Annotated in this window: 13 protein-coding genes and 1 tRNA gene; 1 reads left to right on the top strand and 13 read right to left on the bottom strand. The window is 44.5% G+C overall.

What is annotated here, in order from left to right; translation table 11 throughout:
* Nucleotides 1-57: 57 nt before the first annotated feature.
* Genes coaE through QBE54_RS06550 form a run of 3 tightly spaced genes read right to left on the bottom strand, consistent with a single transcriptional unit; the run spans nt 58 to nt 3,960 of the window.
* Nucleotides 58-699: a dephospho-CoA kinase gene (gene coaE, locus QBE54_RS06560; protein WP_369017403.1), complete on the bottom strand. Its 642-nt coding sequence runs from the start codon at nt 697-699 to the stop codon at nt 58-60.
* On the bottom strand, nt 674-2,107 hold the full coding sequence (locus QBE54_RS06555; protein WP_369017402.1) for a glycogen synthase: 1,434 nt from the start codon (nt 2,105-2,107) through the stop codon (nt 674-676). The genes coaE and QBE54_RS06555 overlap by 26 nt, the downstream gene beginning before the upstream one ends.
* Nucleotides 2,107-3,960, bottom strand: a complete 1,854-nt coding sequence (locus tag QBE54_RS06550; RefSeq protein ID WP_369017401.1) for a 5'-3' exonuclease H3TH domain-containing protein — start codon at nt 3,958-3,960, stop codon at nt 2,107-2,109. Before QBE54_RS06550 ends, QBE54_RS06555 begins: the two co-directional genes overlap by 1 nt.
* Nucleotides 3,961-4,001: 41 nt before the next feature.
* Here QBE54_RS06550 and QBE54_RS06545 point away from each other — a divergent pair.
* Nucleotides 4,002-4,089, top strand: a tRNA-Leu gene (locus QBE54_RS06545).
* A 2-nt stretch (nt 4,090-4,091) separates the two neighbouring features.
* Here QBE54_RS06545 and QBE54_RS06540 read toward each other — a convergent pair.
* From QBE54_RS06540 to groL, 10 genes are all read right to left on the bottom strand, one after another.
* Nucleotides 4,092-4,889 carry a tetratricopeptide repeat protein gene (locus QBE54_RS06540; RefSeq protein ID WP_369017400.1) on the bottom strand — a complete coding sequence of 266 codons (798 nt, stop codon included), beginning with the start codon at nt 4,887-4,889 and terminating at the stop codon, nt 4,092-4,094.
* 26 nt (nt 4,890-4,915) lie between these two features.
* Nucleotides 4,916-8,344 (bottom strand): DNA polymerase III subunit alpha, encoded by a 3,429-nt coding sequence (locus tag QBE54_RS06535; protein ID WP_369017399.1) that lies wholly within the window; start codon nt 8,342-8,344, stop codon nt 4,916-4,918.
* Between the two features lie 11 nt (nt 8,345-8,355).
* Complete coding sequence (gene gatB / locus QBE54_RS06530; protein WP_369017398.1) at nt 8,356-9,813, bottom strand: Asp-tRNA(Asn)/Glu-tRNA(Gln) amidotransferase subunit GatB; 1,458 nt, start codon at nt 9,811-9,813, stop codon at nt 8,356-8,358.
* On the bottom strand, nt 9,806-11,308 hold the full coding sequence (gene gatA / locus QBE54_RS06525; protein ID WP_369017397.1) for an Asp-tRNA(Asn)/Glu-tRNA(Gln) amidotransferase subunit GatA: 1,503 nt from the start codon (nt 11,306-11,308) through the stop codon (nt 9,806-9,808). Before gatA ends, gatB begins: the two co-directional genes overlap by 8 nt.
* Before the next feature lie 10 nt (nt 11,309-11,318).
* On the bottom strand, nt 11,319-11,615 hold the full coding sequence (gatC, locus tag QBE54_RS06520) for an Asp-tRNA(Asn)/Glu-tRNA(Gln) amidotransferase subunit GatC (protein ID WP_369017396.1): 297 nt from the start codon (nt 11,613-11,615) through the stop codon (nt 11,319-11,321).
* 30 nt (nt 11,616-11,645) lie between these two features.
* Entirely contained in the window at nt 11,646-13,661 is a 2,016-nt protein-coding gene (gene ligA / locus QBE54_RS06515) for an NAD-dependent DNA ligase LigA (protein WP_369017395.1), read from the bottom strand.
* A gap of 15 nt (nt 13,662-13,676) precedes the next feature.
* Nucleotides 13,677-14,963 carry an adenylosuccinate synthase gene (locus QBE54_RS06510; protein WP_369017394.1) on the bottom strand — a complete coding sequence of 429 codons (1,287 nt, stop codon included), beginning with the start codon at nt 14,961-14,963 and terminating at the stop codon, nt 13,677-13,679.
* Nucleotides 14,964-14,978: 15 nt separating this feature from the next.
* Nucleotides 14,979-16,520 carry a glutamine-hydrolyzing GMP synthase gene (guaA, locus tag QBE54_RS06505; protein ID WP_369017393.1) on the bottom strand — a complete coding sequence of 514 codons (1,542 nt, stop codon included), beginning with the start codon at nt 16,518-16,520 and terminating at the stop codon, nt 14,979-14,981.
* Nucleotides 16,521-16,527: 7 nt separating this feature from the next.
* Nucleotides 16,528-17,691, bottom strand: a complete 1,164-nt coding sequence (locus tag QBE54_RS06500) for a GuaB3 family IMP dehydrogenase-related protein (RefSeq protein WP_369017392.1) — start codon at nt 17,689-17,691, stop codon at nt 16,528-16,530.
* 174 nt (nt 17,692-17,865) lie between these two features.
* Entirely contained in the window at nt 17,866-19,443 is a 1,578-nt protein-coding gene (gene groL, locus QBE54_RS06495) for a chaperonin GroEL (RefSeq protein WP_369017391.1), read from the bottom strand.
* Nucleotides 19,444-19,541 lie beyond the last annotated feature (98 nt).

The raw sequence follows: 19,541 nt of genomic DNA, 5'->3' as shown, positions 1-19,541 counted from the left end.
GCCTTGCTTCCTTTCTCATCTGAAGAAAAAACCAGTTTATTTTTTATCTATTCCCACTCAGTGGTTGCTTTTGCAACCCAAACGGATGTGAATAATTTCCATCAACCTTCGAACTTCGGGTTCCAACTCTTTCAGGCAACCATAATTATTTTCAATAATCAGGTTTGCTCTTTTCTCCAGACATCTCTGGAAAAACTGGCTTTGCACCAACCATTCTGCTTCGGAAGCGGACAAACCCCTTTTACGAAGTCTTTCTTTTTGCACTTCAGGATGTGCTCTAACAACCACAAGGTAATCCAGCATTCGGTAAAATCCACCTTCCCAAAGGGTAGCTCCATTAATAACAATCAGAGGGTAATTGCTTGATTGGGCAATAATCTTTCTCGTTTCTCGGTATATGAGGGGATGTGTTATCTGGTTAAGTAAAAGTAACATCTTTCGGCTCTTGAAGACTATCCTTCTCAACTTATGTCGGCAAAGGTTGCCCCTCGAGTCAAGAATTCCTGTTCCCCAAGTTTTAACAATCTCTTTCCAAATGGGACCCCCTTTTCGGGAAAGATTCTTGGCGACAGCATCCAGGTCAATAACTCTGGTTATTCGAGGGTCAAAGAACGAGCACAGAGTATTCTTGCCGGTGCAGCTACCACCACTGACACCAATAATCAAGGGTTTTTCAGGAGCTGTAGTATAACTCGACATACTTATCGATGGCCTTATCCCACGAAAAATCAGATTCCATAGCGTTTTTGATTATCAGCTTCCATAAATCTTTGTTGTGCCGGTAGATTTCAAAGGCCCTCTGTACGGTTTTCAGCAGTTCCTCGGTTTTATATTCGTAGAAATGAAAACCGGTATTAAGTCGCGGATTGAACGGGTAATCTACAATTGTGTCAGCAAGTCCTCCCACCTTCCTGGCCACGGGAATACTGCCGTAACGCATTGCAATGAGTTGACTTATTCCACAGGGTTCAAATCGCGACGGCATCACAAATATATCCGATGCGCCATAAGCCAAACGGGCCAGTTGTTCATCAAAACGTATTTCCACCCTCACATTGGAATACCTTTTTTCTAACTCCTTAAGTCCCATCTCGTAGATTTCCTCTCCTGTTCCCAAGAAAAACCAGAAAGCGGGGATTTGAAAGAAAGAGTCGGGCTGGGCAAGAATAAGTTCTGACCCTTTCTGTCTAACCAAGCGTGCAATCATGGTTAAAAGCGGTTTGCTTTCAAAATCGGTATCAACTTTCCAGTTAAAGAAATCCTTCAAAAAGTGCCTTTTGTTCTCCAGCTTACCTTCCAGATTGTTTGATGAAAACCCTTTCACCAGGGAGGAATCACTCTGGGGATTGTATTCTTCGATATCGATACCATTAACAATGCCGACGAATCTTTTTTTGCTGGCGAGAGCTCTTATTAGACCGTCCAGGCCTTCTCCAAACTCGGGAGAAGTGATTTCCTTAGCGTAAGTGGGGCTCACAGTGGTGACTATATCTGCAAAAATGAGGCCCGCCTTTAGGAGATTAAGGTTGCCATAATATTCGAGGTATTCATGGCTAAAGAAGTTGTAAGGCAGATTTAACAACCGGAGAAGATCGCTTTTGCCTATCCCCTGATAGGCAAGGTTGTGAATTGTGAAAATTGTCTTTGCCGGTTTGCCCCGGTAAGGAGGCCAGTAGATTTTGATGTAAGCGCAAAGCAAGGCGCTTTGCCAGTCATGGCAGTGAAGGATAAATTCTTCTTCCTGAGTACGCACCAGGTATTCAAAAATGGCTCTCGAGAAAAAGATGAACCGTTCTATATCATCCTGATACCCATAGATGTGTTCACGGTTGAAAAACCGGTCATTACAAACTGCAATCAAGCTCTGTTGAGGTCCCAGTTCCAACTGGTAAAAGCTTGCCTTGATGGGGGTTTCTCCAAACAGGAAATCCACATCTTTCTCCATTGCCTTCAAGGGGTAATCAAAAAGACCTGGATAGCCTGGAACAAAAAGACGAGTTTTTATTCCGCGTCTGGGAAGGTATTTAAACAAAGCTCCCACTACGTCACCCATTCCACCAGCTTTAGCATAAGGATATGCTTCTGGAGATACCAGAATTACCTCCATTACCGAACCTCCTCTACGGCTTCTTCGTTAATGCGGACATGCACTTCAAAACGACTCTTTGTTTCGAATTGAATAACCCTGCAAACGGGTAGCTGAGGACCATGCTTCATCAAAAATTCTGATAGAGTGGGCAGAATTTCTTCCCCATAGGGTACTGCTATTGTTTCTCTCCCGATATTTATTTTTTCAAAATTACAACAGAGAAGAGCCCATAAAAGGGTTTTCTTGAGTTCATCAACCATGATTGTTGTGAGTTGTCTTCTGGTAATTTCCTGTTCTGCTTTTGGCAAGTATCGCAATCCCAAAAAAGTCGGATAGCGTATCCAATTTTTCCAGGTTTCATACCCTTTTCCTTCAAGAACTTGCTCGCTTTTCCTGCATAGTGCTAAAGTATCTATGGTAAAAAGGATTCTGGAATTCCATTCAAAAAGAGAGAGTTCTGATTGGGTGGTAAACAAGTTCTTCGTTTCCTGACCGGAAAAAAGAGAATCCATTCGAACTTTTGCTGACAATCGTCTTTGCAAAGTTAATTCGACCTTCAGATAGAATTCAATCAGAGAAGGTTGCACTTCGAAATTTTCTTTCGCTTTCTCAAATATTTCCCAATAACGGCTAAACAACGAAGGCTGAATTGCAAAAAGTGTGTTACCAACAAAGATTCGACGCTCTTCCACCAAAGTTGGAAAACTTAAAAAGAGAATCGTTTCCGCGTTCAGATACTTGAGGGGTTTTTCTTTACAATAACTCACAAGTTTCTCGGAAGAAGCAAAAACCGGGCTATGTATCATAACTGTTCCGGGTGTTTTTTTAAGTAGTTCTGCCAGTTCCTTCTCCTCAAGCTGTAATCCCCCTGTTTCCCCTTGAAAGAAGTAGTAGCGGGGCTTCTGGTTGGAAAAGTGATCGGCAAAAACCAGACTCAGGGTTGGCGTCGAGGAACGGCAGTTACTGCCTGCATCTTGAGTATGGGAGTACTCATCGCGTTTTTTGATAAGCCTTTCGATAATTTTATTGAACTCCAGATTCTGGAGTTTGGCAAAGAGAGCATCCCAATGCACACTTTTCCAGCTCCAGGGTTTGGTTAACTTTTCCCAATCAAGAGATAAGTCTCCTTTTATGGTTAAAAGTTGGCGGTTTTCATCAATAGTAGCTATGTTTTCCTGAATGGCCTTCTTCAATCGAGGCGGCAAGCGCTCGATGTGTTTTATCAAGTTATCCAGGTCGCCAAATTCTTTAATGAGGCGCAGGGCGGTTTTTTCTCCAATGCCGGGTATACCCTTTATGTTGTCCGATGGATCACCACAAAGAGCTAAACAGTCAACAATTTGTTTTGGGGATATTGACCACTCTTTCACAAAATCCTGTAGATCTATTTTTCTAAGCTGGGTTACTCCCTTTAAAGGTTTCAACAAAGTTGTATTTTCATCAAGGAGTTGCAAAAGATCGAGGTCTGAACTGAAAATAAGAATTAGGAATTTACCACTTAACCTTTTCTGGATGCTTCCTATGATATCGTCAGCCTCATAACCGGGTTTTTCGATAACCGAGAAACCCAGAAGTTCGGCAATTTCTTTTGCGTCCTCTATTTGGAGCTTTAGGTCTTCAGGCGTCGCAGGACGCTGTGCTTTATAGTCTTTTTGAATACGATGGCGAAAGGTTTTTTCGGGATGATCGAAAGCAACCACTACCGAAAAGGGCTGGTGGTCATCAAGTATGCGCAGAAGCATGTTGAGAAAACCGTAAGTGGCGCCAGTAGGTTTGCCTGCCGAAGTTTGGAATCGTGGCAGGGCAAAAAAAGCCCTATAAAGGAGCGAATTCCCATCAATGAGGACGAGTTTTTCTTTTTTGCCAGCCATATTGACAGTGCGTTCCTTTTCCTTATAATTCTTGATAGAGTGCCGAAGTGGCGGAACTGGCAGACGCACTAGACTCAAAATCTAGCGAGCCTTGCGCTCGTGCGGGTTCGACTCCCGCCTTCGGCACCAATTTAGGGTTGATTAATAAAAAAACCAAGCCCTGCTTCATCTCCGCTTTCTTCGGTTGAAACTATCCCTTCTGCACTTATTTCCAGAGTCTCCGTTGTTGCCGCCTTTTCTTCTGAAATCCCTGCTTGATGCGCAAACAAGAGAGTGAAGATTTTTTCAGTTTCTTCCCGAGCGATGAGGTTTTTCTCCTTCAAATAAAAGAGCAGCTGATAGGTAACTATATCCCCCGGCTGAGGATTGTCCGATATGTTTTGGATCGCTCGTTTCACGGCAGATCTAAGGTACGGAGCAAAGAGATTGCTTACCTTTTGAGTTGCCCAGTCAAGCGTCTGAATTGCAAGCAGCAACTGGTCAAGACTTTCACTTCTGCCCAACACGATTGCTCGAGGAAGGAATTCCTTCCACAGCTTTTCTAGATCCAGCTGATTTTGTCCACTAAGTAAGGAAGTAAGGTCAACATCGTTGCTACCCCAAACCCGGGGAGCATACACAACCCACTTCTGAAATGCATCCCGATTACTGGGAGAAGAAACAAGAATCATAGTCCACTCATTCAAAGCTTCAGGCAAATCACCGAGTTGCTCCAGAGTTTTGCCCAACCAGTAGCGCGCCTCCCAAAAATCAGGATCAAGCTCCAAAGCTTTCTGATACGCTTCCTTGGCTTGTTCGAATTTCTGCTGGGAGAAAAAGAGATACCCATTTTGATAATATGTTTTTGCTTCGTTTTGCGCTCCGAGAGAACCAGCCAGAAGGAATAAAGCCCACAAAACGACTGCCAGAAGAATAAAATAGCTTTTCACCATTTTCGGCTTCAAAAGGCCTCACCTCAGCCAGTAATCCAGATTTGATTTTTATCCACAACTCCTTCCAGAGCACTGATTAAATCCTCATTCCAGGCGACCCGAAAGTTCTTGCCAAGTTCTATGGACCACTTCTTTTCCCTTTCGGCGAGATTGAGTACCACGGGATGTTTGCCTGGAAACCTGGACAGACAGTCTTTTAAGTAATGAATGGTTCGACGTATATCTTTCGAGGTTTCCAGCTCTATAAATATACTCGGATATGCCTCCTGGGATAGTTCGTCAAGACTAATCAGCCTCTCTGCAATGATTTTATTGTCACTGTTATCCATGGAGTCGATTTTACCCTCAACACACAACACATTATTTACTGCAAAGTTCTCCTGAAACTGCTCAACAAGATTCGGGAAAACAATAGCCTCTATAGCGCCTGATTCATCTTCCAGGGTCACAAACAACATGTCCTGCCCCTTTTTGGTTACTATTTTACGAATAGCAGTAACTACTCCTACCAGGCGCACGTTAACCTTATCGTTCAGAAGTTTTGCGTCTTCGATGGACAAAAAGTTCAGATGTGGATACTGAGAAAGTATTTTCGATACCGGATGATCGCTAACGTAAAGCCCCAAAGTCTCCTTCTCCATTCGTAAGATTTCTTGGTGTTCGAGTTCTCTGGGTTCTTTAAGCAAATGCTCTGGGTTTTCTGCGTCGTGCTGGTCATTGCCAAAAAGAGAAATCTGCCTTTTAGAGTCTTTCTTTTTACTTTGTGTGTAATGTTTGATAAGGTCTTCAAGTGAATCCAAAAGCTGTGCTCGGTTGGGGTGCAGGGAATCAAAGGCACCAGCTTTTATCAAGCTTTCCAAAACCCTCTTGTTCACTATTCGGTTGTCGACTCTCTGCAGAAAGTCGAAAATGCTCCTGTATTTTGATTCTTCACGATGGGAAAGGATTTCCTCGACGGCATTTTCACCAACATTTTTAATCGCTGCAAGACCAAAACGAATCTTTTTCTCGCCCACCACGGTAAAATTCGCCAGACTTTCGTTAATGTCAGGAGGTAAAACCTTTATGCCCAGGTTCTTACATTCCGTTATAAACTTGGCTACCTTATCGGTGTCGCTGGCTACGCTGGTCAAGCAAGCGGTAAGATATTCCGTAGGATAGTGAGCTTTCAGGTAGGCTGTTTGATAGGAAATCAGTGCGTAAGCCGCACTGTGGGATTTATTAAAGCCATAGCCCGCAAAATACTCGATAAGATCAAAGATCTCCGCAGCAATTTTGGGATCATAACCTCTTTTACGAGCTCCCTCAATGAATTTTTCACGTTGTTCTTTCATAACTTCGGGTTTTTTCTTACCCATAGCTCTCCGAAGGATGTCAGCTTCTCCCAGGGTAAAACCAGCCATATGGCTGGCAATTTTCATAACCTGCTCCTGGTAAAGGATAACGCCATAGGTTTCTTGTAGAATCTCTCTAAGATGAGGATGGGGGTATTCGATCTTAACTTTTCCATGTTTGCGCTGGATGAAATCGTCAACCATGCCGCTTCCCAGGGGTCCAGGGCGATAAAGAGCCAAGAGAGCTATAAGATCTTCAATACCTTCTGGTTTTAATTTTTTCAGGAGCTCTTTCATGCCCGAACTTTCAAGCTGAAATACCCCGGTTGTCTCTCCTCGCGCCAGAAGCTCTAAGGTTTGAGGATCGTCAAGGGGTATATTGTCGAGGTCGATTTCCTCCTGCTGCGTTTTTTTGACAATGTTCAGCGTTCTTTCAATTACCGTCAGGGTGCGCAAGCCAAGAAAATCCATTTTAAGGAGACCCAGCTCCTGGAGAGAGTCCATATCAAATTGGGTTACTATTTCCTGGCCGTTCATTTTTTGAAGCGGTACATAGTAGGTCAGTGGTTTATCAGAGATGACTACACCTGCCGCATGTACTGAAGCATGTCGGCACAATCCCTCAACTTTGAGAGCAATCTCTAAAAGCTTCCTGGTCTGTGCATTGTCTTCCCAGAGCTTGCGCAATTGAGAATTTTCCTTTAATGCCCTTTCCAGTGTTACTCCTGGCCCCCCAGGGATTAACTTTGCTATCTTGTCAACATCCCCATAACTCCAACCCAAAGCTCTTCCTACATCTCGAATTGCCTGACGAGCCATCATTCTACCAAAGGTAATAATCTGTGCAACATTGGTGCTTCCGTATTTTTCAGCAACGTATCTTATGACTTCGTCTCGACGCTCAAAACAAAAATCGATGTCTATATCCGGCATGCTCACTCTTTCCGGGTTTAAAAAGCGCTCAAACAAGAGACCGTACCTGAGTGGATCAATATTGGTTATTCCCAGTGTATAGGCGACAATACTCCCTGCTGCAGAACCCCTGCCTGGACCTACCATGATGCCCTTTTGGCGCGCGAAATTTATAAAGTCCCACACAATCAGGAAATAAGCAGTATAACCCATGTCGTGAATGATTTTTAACTCGTATTCCAACTGTTTCTGGGCTACTTCAGGAGGAGGATCTCCATATCGCTTTTTCAGGCCCTCAAGACACAGGTGACGAAGGTAGCCGTGAAGATCAAACCCTTGGGGAGGTTTGAAATCTGGAAGCAGGGTTTTACCAAGCTCAAGTTCTACATTGGACTCAGTCGCAATCAACAAAGTGTTTTCCAGCGCATCAGGGATGTTTTGAAAGCTCTTTATCATTTCTTCTTTAGTCTTTAAATAAAACTGCTGAGTGGGAAAGCGCAGCCGTTTAGGGTCTTCAAGAGTGGTCGCAGTTTGAATAGCCAGTATAACATCATGTACGGCAGCATCCGCAGCTTCCAGATAATGAGCATCGTTGGTAGCTATCAAAGGAATACCCTGTTTGCGGCTTATTTCCAATAAAGCTTGATTAACGACTTTTTGTTCAGGTATGAGATTTTCCTGTAGTTCGAGAAAGAAATTACCCTTGCCAAAGATTTCTTGGTATTCAAGGGCAATTTGAGTTGCCTTCTGAAGTTCACCAGAGAGTATCGCCCTTGGTATTTCACCAGCCAAACAGGCAGATAAAGCAAACAAGCCTCTGGAGTGTTCTCTGAGTAATGTCTTATCAACCCGGGGCTTATAGTAAAAACCCTCAAGATATGCCTTACTTACCAGCTCAACCAGGTTCCGATATCCTTCCTGGTTTTTTGCTATAAGTACCAGATGATAAGCTGGTTCACTTCCTTTAAGAGCTGTTTTTTCAAATCTACTACCTGGGGCAACGTAAACTTCACACCCTATAATGGGTTTGATTCCTCGGGATTTGGCCTTTTTGTAAAATTCGACAATTCCATACATGACGCCATGGTCAGTAAGGGCCACGGCTTCCATATCGTTTTGCTGGACTTTGTCTAACAGGTCATCAATGCGAATTGCCCCATCTAAAAGGCTATATTCACTATGGACATGAAGATGTACAAATTTCATTTTCCGCCTCTTTAATCCTCTCCAGAAAGTTTTTTAACCAAAATGTTTTTAACCATCTCAGGATCAGCCTGCCCCCGTGTTGCTCTCATAACCTGGCCTATAAGATAGTGCAGCGCTTTTTCTTTGCCACTAAGGTAATCAGCCACACTTTGCGGATTCTTTTCTATGACTTCGAAGACGATTTTTTCCAGTTCTTTCTCGCTACTTATCATTGAAATGCCTTTTTTAGCAATGATTTCCTTCGCTGTCAAACCACTTTTGAACATTTCCTCGAGAATTTCCTTGCCTATATTAGCGGTTATTTCTTTCTTTTCAACAAGCTTCAAGAGTTCCACAAACTTCTGAGGTGTTATTTTACTTTTATCAATGCTCTGGTTCATCATATTTAAGTTTTTACGCACTTCTGTCACAATCCAGTTGCAGATAAGTTGAGGTTTAGGCATAAGCTTTACACACTCTTCAAAAAAGTCAGCAATTTCTTTTTCCTGGGTCAGAACTTCAGCTTCGCCTTCTGTAAGTTCATACTCTACCATCAACCGTTCTTTTCTCTCTAAAGGTAACTCTGAAAGGGTATTTTTTATTTCTTCAACAAGTTGGCTATCTATGGTAATAGGTAACAAATCAGGATCGGGAAAATACCGGTAATCTTCTGCTTCTTCCTTGCCGCGAGCCGAAACCGTAACCTGCTTCGCTTCGTCCCAGTGTCTGGTTTCTTGCTCTATGGTCTGGTGGTTCAAGAGCATCTCTCTTTGTCTCTCGACTTCAAATTTCAAAGCCTTGTAGACCGAACGAAACGAATTCATGTTCTTTACTTCTACTTTAGTCCCCAGACTCTGTCCGGTTAAAGAGACGGAAACATTGGCATCACAGCGTAGCGACCCCTCCTCCATGTTTCCATCACTTACTCCAATGTAACGCACCAGGCGCCGAAGCAGATTTAAAAACTCCCGAGCTTCCTCGGGAGAGGAAAGATCCGGCTCGGTCACTATCTCTACTAAGGGAATCCCACAGCGGTTAAAATCTACTCCTGAAGTTGAAGAGGGTAAGTCCGGGCCTTCATGGATTAGTTTTCCAGCATCCTCTTCAAGATGCACTCTCTTTATGTTGACCCTTTTGCGCTTGCCCTGAAAGGAAAATTCCATAAAACCGTCCTTGCCAACAGGCAGGTCGTATTGCGAAATCTGATACCCCTTGGGGAGGTCCGGATAAAAATAGTTTTTGCGATAAAATACCGCCTGAGGAAGTATGTCACAATTTAGTGCCAGAGCAGTTTTAATTGTTAATTTGAGCGCTTCAGCGTTAAGGACTGGCAAGGAACCGGGCAAGCCCGTGCATACCGGACAGATAAGGGTATTGGGCTCTTTTCCTATATAGTCGGTTGCACACTGGCAAAAAAGTTTGCTTTTAGTCAGTAGCTGACAATGGATTTCCAGACCTATGGTTACAAAAGCTTCTGTCTGTTCACTCATAGGTGTTCTCCTTTCTGAGAGGAATTTCTGGAAAAGGAGCCCCAAGAGCAAGTCCTTCTTCGATTAACAACCCCAAACCGAATAACAACCCTTCCTGAAATGGTCTGCCAATAATCTGAAGGCCAACGGGGAGGCTCCTGGCATAACCACAGTTAATCGAGAGTGCCGGTATGCCAGCCATTGCGGAAGGAATCGTAAACACATCTGCAAGGTACATTTGGTAGGGATCCTGGGTTCTTTCCCCAAACAAAAAGGGAAGACACGGCGAAACAGGTGTGAGCAGAAGGTCACAAACCTCAAAAGCTTTTTCAAAATCCTGTCTTACCAAGGTTCTGACCTTCATTCCCTTGAGATAAAACTCATCATAGTAGCCAGAGCTCAAAGAATAGGTACCCAAAATTATACGCCTTTTAACCTCTTTACCAAACCCTTGAGTACGGGTTTTAAAATACATTTCCTGTAGCTCGGCTGCTTCCTGGGCTCTGAAACCATACAACACCCCGTCGTAGCGAGCCAAGTTGGAACTGGCTTCAGAAGGAGCAACGATGTAGTAGGCTTCCAAGGCGTAAACGGTGTGGGGCAGGGAAACCTCAACCAGTTTAATGCCTTCTTTTTCCAGAAAATCTATGGTGTTTTGAATGCTCTCGATAATCTCAGAATCCACGCCCTCCGAGAAATACTCTCGGGGCAATCCTACTTTTAATTTCTTGACCTCCTCTCGAGAAGGTATTTCCTGGGCTTGAAACGCTGGATAGGGAGCGCAAGTTGAATCTTTTTCGTCTTTACCACTGATGACTTCAAAAATAGTTACACAATCCTTAACCGTTCTGGTAATTGGTCCTATTTGATCCAGAGAAGATGCGAAACTAACCAGGCCAAAGCGAGATACCCGGCCATAGGTAGGCCGTAAACCCACCACTCCACAAAAAGCAGCTGGCTGCCTTATGGAGCCCCCGGTATCTGACCCCAAAGATACAGGAGCTTCCAAAGCAGATACGCAAGCACTTGAGCCTCCACTTGACCCCCCGGGTACTCTATTAAGGTCAAAAGGGTTTCTGGTGGGTCCAAAAGCGCTATTTTCAGTTGAAGATCCCATGGCAAACTCGTCCATATTGGTCTTGCCAAGAATAAGAGCCCCCTGAGCCTTGAGTCTGGAAACTACAGTGGCATCATAAGGAGGAATAAAACCCTCCAGGATTTTAGAAGCACAGGTAGTTGGTATATTTTGGGTGCAAATATTATCCTTGATGGCAATTGGAATTCCAAAAAGAGGTGGGATTTCCTCAGGATTTGCTTTCTCGAGCTGCTCATCCAGAGATTGTGCTTCATCAAGAATAGACTCCCGATTAACAAATAAGAAAGCGTGCAAATAGGGGTCAACGTTTTCAATTCTTTGCAAAAATAGCTGAGCCAGTTCTTTTACCGATATTTCCCTGTTTTTGATAAGTTTTTGGTAATCTTCCAGGGAAAAATCCTTAAACTCCTTGATATCCATTGCTTTCCACCTACTTGTCAACTATTTTGGGAACGATAACATAATTGCCACTAACTCGAGGAGCACGTTCCAGAATTTTCTGGTAATCAGGCCACTGTACCGGTTGGTCTGGATTGGTCGGGGGAGTGCTCCAAGAAATATGGGATGTTGGTGAAACATTTTCCAGATCCAGCTCTTCAAGCTTGGCAAAGTGAGAAACAATGTTGTTAATATCTTCGAAAAAAGTTTGCAGCTCCTCTTCTTTAAAACTGAGTTTTGCAAGCTGTGCCACTTTCTTTATCTCTTCCAAGTTGATTTTTGGATCCACAACAGTCACCTCTCTCTTTCAAGGGGAAACTTAGCCTTCCTGGTCCAGGATTCTGTAAAACTCTTCCTCGGTTAAAATGGGGATTTTTCTGCTCTCTGCCTCTCTCAGTTTAGAACCAGGGTTCTTGCCCACTATAAGGAAATCTGTCCGCGAGGAAACGGTATTGGCTACTTTTCCGCCCCTTTCCTCAATAATGCTTTTGGCTTCATCTCTGGAGAAACGCTCCAGTGCACCAGTAATGACAAAGGTTTTATCAGCAAAGAAGCTGCTCTTGGGCTTTTCTTCCAAGGGTTGAGGCTCAATACCCAGGTTAAGTAACTCGTCAATCATTCTCTGGTTTTCAGGGTTAGCAAAAAATTGTGCTATTGAATCTGCCACGATAGGGCCTATGCCCTCTATTTTTAAGAGGTCCTCTTTGGTTGCCTTCCTAAGTTTTTGAATATCTTTAAAATGTTTGGCAAGTAACTGGGCTATATACTCTCCAACATGCCTTATGCCAAGGGCGAAAATGAACCTGAAAAGAGGCCGCTTTTTAGAACGCTCTAAGGCATTGATAAGGTTTTCGGCAGATTTTGGGCCCATTCGTTCCAGCCGCTCCAGCTGGCTTTTGGTTAATCGGTAGAGGTCGGGAATGCTTTTCACAAGCCCTGTGTCCACCAGTTGTTCTACAATTTTCTCTCCCAAACCCTCTATATCCATAGCTGCTCGAGAGGCCCAGTGTTTTATTCTCTCTTTGATTTGGGCTGGGCAGCTGGCATTGATACAGCGCCAAGCGACTTCTCCTTCTTCTCTGTATACACGGCTACCACATACCGGGCACTTATCAGGCATAGTGAAAAACTTCTCTTCCCCACTTCTCCTTTCTTTAATTACCTTTACTATTTCTGGAATTACTTCACCTGCTCTCCCCACAACCACCCAATCTCCTATACGCACGTCTTTTCTGCGAATTTCGTCTTCGTTGTGCAGTGTGGCTCTTTTAATAACCACCCCACCCACTTCTACTGGTTCCAACACGGCTACTGGGGTAAGGGTTCCAGTCCTTCCTACGTTGACTTCTATGTCAATTACCCGGGTTATTCCATAAGTCGGCTGAAATTTAAAAGCAATGGCCCAACGGGGGCTTTTGGTCGTCGCGCCCAGCTTTTCTTGCTGGCGAAGAGAATTAACCTTTACAACCAGGCCGTCTATATCGTAGTCCAGAGATTTTCTTTTCTCTTCCCACTCCTTATGGAGGCGTATTACTTCTTCTACAGAACTGACCAGTGTGGAGTGAGGATTCACTTTAAAACCCAACTCCTTCAGATATTGAAGCGCTTCCCAGTGAGTTTCAGGTTGGTAGTCGCTTTCGATGAAAAAGGCTGAATACACAAATATATCAAGATGTCTCTTAGCGGTTATGCTGGGGTCAAGCTGCCTCAGGGAACCAGCAGCAGCGTTTCTGGTATTAGCAAAAGGCACTTCTCCATTGTTCTTTCTCTCTTCGTTTAATTTTTCAAAGTCTTTTTTGGGCATAAATACTTCGCCCTGAACTTCTATTATGCGCGGTGGCGCAGAACCCTGAAGTCTTAATGGAATGCTCCGTATAGTCCGGAGATTGGGGGTTACATCCTCTCCGGTTAACCCATCGCCTCTGGTTCCACCTCGAACAAACACTCCATTTTCATAGCGCAGGTTTACCGCCAATCCGTCTATCTTGAGCTCTACAACGTACTCAATCTCGTTTTCTCCAAGCCAGCGCTTCACTCGCCGATCGAATTCTCGTATTTCCTCATCTGAAAAAGCGTTGTTTAAGCTCAACAGAGGTCGACTATGGATAAACGGTGGGAAAGCTTCCTGAGGCTTTCCTGCGACTCTCTGGGTGGGAGAGTCAGGGGTAATAAACTCCGGATATTTCTGCTCCAATTCTTCAAGCTTTCTCATTAGGGCGTCATATTCAGCATCGGAGATTTCCGGAGAGTTCAACACGTAGTATCTGTAGTCGTGGTAGTGGATTATCTCCCGGAGCTTTTCAATTTCCCGGCGTACTTTTTCTTTTTCTTCCACAGGGACCACGCTCTTTCAAAATAGTTCTTTCCTTATTATTGTATCACGTCTATCAGGACCTACCGAAATCAACGCTACCGGGACACCGCTTAAGTCCTCGATGAATTCTATGTACTGTCTGGCTTCCAGGGGGAGATTGCGGTATTCTCGTATACCAGAAATATCTCCCTTCCAGCCCGGAAAAGTTTCGTAAATCGGTTCACAATAGGTCCAGTACAGAGGGTTGACGGGAAACTCTTCAACTTCAGTTCCCTCTATCTTGTAGGCTCGGCATATTTTCACTTCCGGCAGGTTGCTTAAAACATCCAGTTTGGTAAGGGCAAGCCATTTAATGTTGTTAATACGTACCGCGTATTTGAGTGCCACCCCATCAAGCCATCCGCATCTTCTGGGACGACCGGTGGTAGCTCCAAATTCCTGACCCTTTTCTCTAAGAAGCGTTCCAGTTTCATCTCTAAGCTCTGTGGGGAAAGGACCCTCACCAACTCTTGAGGTGTAAGCTTTGCAAATTCCTACCACTTCAATGTTTTCGAGCAGCCCTATTCCTGAACCCAATATAGCACCGCTTGCTATGGGATGCGAGGAAGTAACGAAGGGGTATGTACCGTGATCGAGATCCAGCATTGAACCCTGTGCTCCCTCAATTAGGATTTTCTTTCCCTCTCTGGCTGCTTGATAAACCATCAGCGAAGTATCTGCAATCCACTCTTTAAAAATCTGGAAATACTCATAATACTTACGCAATATTGCATCAAACTTCAAAGGAGGATGTCCAAAAACTTTTTCAAGAAGGGCATTCTTATAGCATATAGCCATTTTGAGTTTGGTAGCAAAGTTTAGCTCATCCAGCATATCTCCTACTCGTATTCCCCAGCGGGCAACCTTATCTTCATAACAGGGTCCAATCCCTCTCCCTGTGGTACCTAGTCTCTGTTCACCCCTGAACTCTTCAACCAGCCTATCCAGGATTTTGTGATACGGCATCACCAGATGAGCTTTACCGCTAATACGGATACGCTTTACGACTTTCTTGTCCTGCTTTCGTAAAATATTAACTTCTTCAATGAGTGCTTCCGGGTCTATGACCATCCCGTCACCAAGTATGCATATACTATTTCGGTGGAGGATTCCCGAAGGCAAAACGTGGAACACATATTTTTTACCATCCACCATAACTGTATGACCAGCGTTGCTACCTCCCTGGGCCCTTACAACCAGGTCCGCATTTTCGCTAAGATAATCGACGATTTTCCCTTTACCTTCATCGCCCCAGTGAGTACCTACAATGATATAAACAGACACCCAAAAAACCTCCTATCATTCCCACTCGATTGTTGCAGGTGGTTTGGAAGTAATATCGTATACCATGCGTCCGATGCCTTTAACTTCATTAACCACTCTTCTTGCAATGACATCCAGAGTGTCATAAGAAAGACGAGCCCAGTCCGCAGTCATTCCATCTTCGCTGAGCACCGCTCTCAACACCCCTACATACTCGTAAGTTCTTTCATCACCCATAATACCTACGCTCCGCACCGGAACCAGCACTCCAAAAGACTGCCATATTTTGCGGAATACCGGTGATTTACTCAGTTCCTGAAATATTATATAATCCATTTCTCGCAATATTTCCAATCGCTCAGGCGTCACCTCTCCCACAATTCTCACTGCCAACCCAGGTCCCGGGAAAGGCTGTCGCCATACTATTTTCTCGGGTATCCCCAGCTGTTGCGCCAGAGTCCTCACTTCATCTTTAAAAAGAAATCTGAGCGGTTCCAAAACCTTAAGCTGCATGCGTTCAGGTAAACCTCCTACGTTATGGTGGGTTTTAATGCGAGCAGAAGGACCCCAAACTGAGGTACTTTCTATGACATCCGGATAAAGAGTACCCTGGAGAAGATAGGTTATGTTTCCCAGCTTCGCTGCTTCTTCTTCAAAAACTTCGATGAACGCTTTACCTATTATTCTTCTTTTTTCTTCAGGATCAAGGACCCCCCGAAGTCTGGAAATAAAGCGCTCTCCAGCATCTACGTAAATAACTCTCTCTTTGCCCAGAAGCTTTTGAGTACTCTTCAACACTTCTTCAGCTTCGCCTTTTCGAAGCAATCCGTTATTTACAAAAATGCAACTTAGCTGGTCTCCAATAGCTCGGTAAGTCAACACTGCTGCGGTTACCGAATCCACGCCACCGCTCAATGCACATACAACTCTTTCCTGCTTCACTTCGTTGCGGATATAATTGATCTGCTGTTTCAGAATGGACTCTGGAGTCCATTCTGGATTACAACCGCATATGAAAAATACAAAGTTGGCTAACATTTCCTTGCCCAGAGGGGTATGAGACACTTCGGGGTGGAACTGGATTCCCCATATCTTCCCATCCTCACTACGGATTGCGGCAAACTCGCAATCCTCGGTCTTCGCAATCTTTACGAAACCAGGGGGGAGGGCAACGACGCTATCTCCGTGACTCATCCAGCAGATAGTTTCTCCTCCCATTCCCTCAAACAACCCCTTTTTCTCAAGAATGGTCAGGAGAGCCCGTCCATATTCTCTTTGGGCGGCTCTTACGACTTTCCCGCCCAAGCTCTTTACCAGAAGCTGCATTCCATAGCAAATCCCCAGGACTGGTTTCCCGCTTTGCAATACTTCTCCAGGAAGGGTTGGAGCTTCTTCGCTGGTCACACTGTACGGACTTCCTGAGAGGATTATGCCTTTGACTTCTGGACTGTTCAGGTTATACTCCTGACCCTTCATGTGACAGGGCCACACTTCGCTGTAGACTTGTAGCTCTCTAATCCGGCGGGCGATAAGCTGAGTGTATTGGGACCCAAAATCGAGAATCACGATTTTATCCATGCTGTTTTCATCTCCCCATTCCCACGCCCTGGCTTTTTTGAAGCAACTTCCCCTCAGTCCATATACTTGGAGATATAGCAATCTCTACCTGATGCATTTCTTGAATGTTTTTTGCACCCAGAGACCCCATTGCACCCTTGAGTGCTCCAAAGAGATTCATGGTACCGTCGGTAAGATGGCTGGGGCCAAAAAGTATTTCCTTTAATGAACCTTTAATGCCTACTTTCACCAGAGTGCCACGTGGTAAACTCGGATCAGGGGTCGCCATACCCCAATGGTGTCCTTTGCCCGGCGCTTCTTTAGCACTTGCAAGGGGTGAGCCAAGCATTACAGCATCTGCTCCACTAGCAAAAGCCTTTGCTATGTCACCCCCTACTCTCATTCCTCCATCGGTTATCACTGCTACATAACGTCCGGTTACACTGTAAAAATCATCCCTGGCACAGGCTACATCTATGGTTGCGGTAATCTGGGGTACACCTATACCCAGCACTGCTCTGGTGGTGCAAGCTGCTCCAGGACCTATACCTACCAGAATTCCCGAAGCTCCAGCTTTCATAAGCTCCAGGGCCGCTTTGTAGGTTGCACAGTTGCCAACGATTACCGGCACATTGCTTTCTTGGCAAAACCTTTCAAGATCAAATTCCTGTTGTGTCGAAGAAACAAAACGCAAGGTGGTAACTGTGGATTGAATGACGATCACGTCCGCACCAGCTTTTAAAGCCAGCTTACCCAGTGTTGCGGCTTTGGAAGGGGTGCAAGAACAGCAAGCAAGAACTCCTGAAGATTTAATTTCCTGAATTCTTGCGAAAACCAATTCTTCTTTCACGGGTACCTGATAAACCTTTTGAATAAAACTGGTTACCTTTTCCTTGGGTTGAGCTATAATCTCATCGATGATTGAGTAAGGGTCTTCGTATTTGGTAAAAATACCTTCCAGATTCAGCACACCTAAGCCGCCCATTTTGCCCAATTCCACAGCCATTTTGACGTCAATAACACCGTCCATGGCGGCTCCTAAAAGAGGAATGCTTAGGGAAACATTGCCTATCCGGGTAGAGATATCCACATCTTGTGGGTCAACAGTAACTTCACCAGGAACCAGCGAGACATCATCAAATCCATAGGTCATCCTCGCTGTGCGGTTTCGTCCTATGAACCAGTTTTCCATCACAGCTCACCTTCCTGTTTTTCAAATTGCTTATTTCTGTTTTATTGGAAAAAATTGGTCCTGTGCAAGTGATTTAGAAATTATACTATCGGTTTGAGATAATCTCAAATAAGAAGCTCGAACGTCTGGATTAACTTCCCCAGGAACCGCTTTTGAGTGGTCCCTGGGGAAGGTTTATTCTTTCAACTCTGCAACGATGGCCTGGGTGGTTAAAACAAGAGAAGCCATACTGAATGCGTTTTGAAGAGCGGTAAGTACTACTTTAGTTGGGTCTACGATACCTGCATCTTGCATTTGAACAAAGTTACCCGCCATGGCATCAAAACCCCATCCAACCGGTTTTTCTTTTATGGTAGCCACCACAAGCGCACCATTAAAACCCGCGTTCTCTGCAATTCTTTTTGCGGGTTCTTCCAGAGCTTTGCAAATTATATTGGCTCCCACCCGCTGATCTTCATTTTCAAAATTTAGGTTACTAACTCTTTGAGAAGCATGTACCAGAATAGCTCCCCCACCTGGAACTATTCCCTTTTCTGTCGCTGCCTGGGTAGCAGCGAGAGCGTCTTCAACTCGAAATTTTTTCTCTTTAAGTTCTGTCTCGGTTGGTGCTCCAACTTTAATAACGGCTACGCCTCCTACCAGCTTAGCCAAACGCTCACGAAGTTTTTCTCTATCATATTCGGAAGTAGCTCGATCGATTTGGACCTTGATTTGCTTTATACGTTCCTCAATGTCTTTTTTGTTCCCCTTACCCCCTATAATGGTGGTCTTTTCTTTGGTGGCCACAACTTTGTCAGCTCGCCCCAGAAGGTCAAGAGTCACTTTTTCAAGTTTCATGCCCAACTCTTGAGAAATCACCTGAGCTCCGGTCAACACTGCTATATCCTTAAGAATTTCCTTTCTGCGCTCTCCAAAGGCAGGAGCTTTTACCGCCAGGACCTTCAAAACACCCTGGAGTTTATTGACCACCAAAGTAGTTAGGGCTTCTCCTTCCAACTCCTCAGCAATGATGAGCAAAGAGGCTCCCCTCTGGTGGATTTTTTGTAAAAGAGGAAGCAGGGCTCTGCTAGTACTTATTTTAAAATCCGTAACCAGTATATAGGGGTTCTCAAGCACTGCTTCCATCTTTTCTGGATTGGTGATCATATATGGGGAAAGGAAACCACGGTCAAACTGAATCCCCTCTACTAATTCCAGAACAGTTTGGGATGAAGGTGATTCTTCAACGGTGATCACTCCATCTCTACCAACCTTTTCCATTGCCTGGGCAATGAGTCTGCCAATTGCAACGTCGTTGGCAGAAATGGAAGCCACCTGAACAATCTGTTCCGAGCTTTCTATGCTGATACTTGAATTTTCTATAAACTCAATCACCTGCTTGAGCGCTTTTTCCATGCCTTGTCTAAGTAAAACCGGATTGCACGCTATGGTTGTTGCTTTGAGGCCTTCTTCGATCATTGTTTGGGCAAGTACCAGGGCAGTCGTGGTGCCATCACCAACAACGTCGTTGGTTTTGGTGGCTACCTCTTTTGCAAGTTTACTACCCAGCTCCTCGAGGTAGTTTTCAATTTCCACCTCTCTGGCTATAGTCACACCATCATTACTAACCAACGGAGGACCATACTTCCTCTCTATAACCACGTTCCTGCCTTTGGGACCAAGAGTTAGCCTTACCAAGTTTGCTACTTTGTTTATCCCATTTTTTATGGCCTTCTGAGCCTCAATTCCAAGAACTACTCTTTTTGCAGCCATTCAAAGCACCTTCCTTTCCGGTACCAGCTAAGGTTAAAGTTACCCAAAAGTTGCTCAATCTATGATAACAGAGTGCCCAGAGAATGCAAGTTTCTCGG

Origin of the sequence: Thermatribacter velox (genome assembly GCF_038396615.1) — a bacterium.
Lineage (GTDB): Bacteria > Atribacterota > Atribacteria > Atribacterales > Thermatribacteraceae > Thermatribacter > Thermatribacter velox.
This window is presented reverse-complemented; position numbering and strand designations above follow the sequence as displayed.

Excerpts from the sequence above, each read along its gene's own strand:
- QBE54_RS06500 (WP_369017392.1), bottom strand. The coding sequence starts at position 17,691 with ATGGAAAACTGGTTCATAGGACGAAACCGCACAGCGAGGATGACCTAT.
- gatA (WP_369017397.1), bottom strand. The coding sequence starts at position 11,308 with ATGGATATCAAGGAGTTTAAGGATTTTTCCCTGGAAGATTACCAAAAA.
- QBE54_RS06555 (WP_369017402.1), bottom strand. The coding sequence starts at position 2,107 with ATGGAGGTAATTCTGGTATCTCCAGAAGCATATCCTTATGCTAAAGCT.
- coaE (WP_369017403.1), bottom strand. The coding sequence starts at position 699 with ATGTCGAGTTATACTACAGCTCCTGAAAAACCCTTGATTATTGGTGTC.
- guaA (WP_369017393.1), bottom strand. The coding sequence starts at position 16,520 with ATGGATAAAATCGTGATTCTCGATTTTGGGTCCCAATACACTCAGCTT.
- QBE54_RS06535 (WP_369017399.1), bottom strand. The coding sequence starts at position 8,344 with ATGAAATTTGTACATCTTCATGTCCATAGTGAATATAGCCTTTTAGAT.
- groL (WP_369017391.1), bottom strand. The coding sequence starts at position 19,443 with ATGGCTGCAAAAAGAGTAGTTCTTGGAATTGAGGCTCAGAAGGCCATA.
- gatB (WP_369017398.1), bottom strand. The coding sequence starts at position 9,813 with ATGAGTGAACAGACAGAAGCTTTTGTAACCATAGGTCTGGAAATCCAT.
- QBE54_RS06550 (WP_369017401.1), bottom strand. The coding sequence starts at position 3,960 with ATGGCTGGCAAAAAAGAAAAACTCGTCCTCATTGATGGGAATTCGCTC.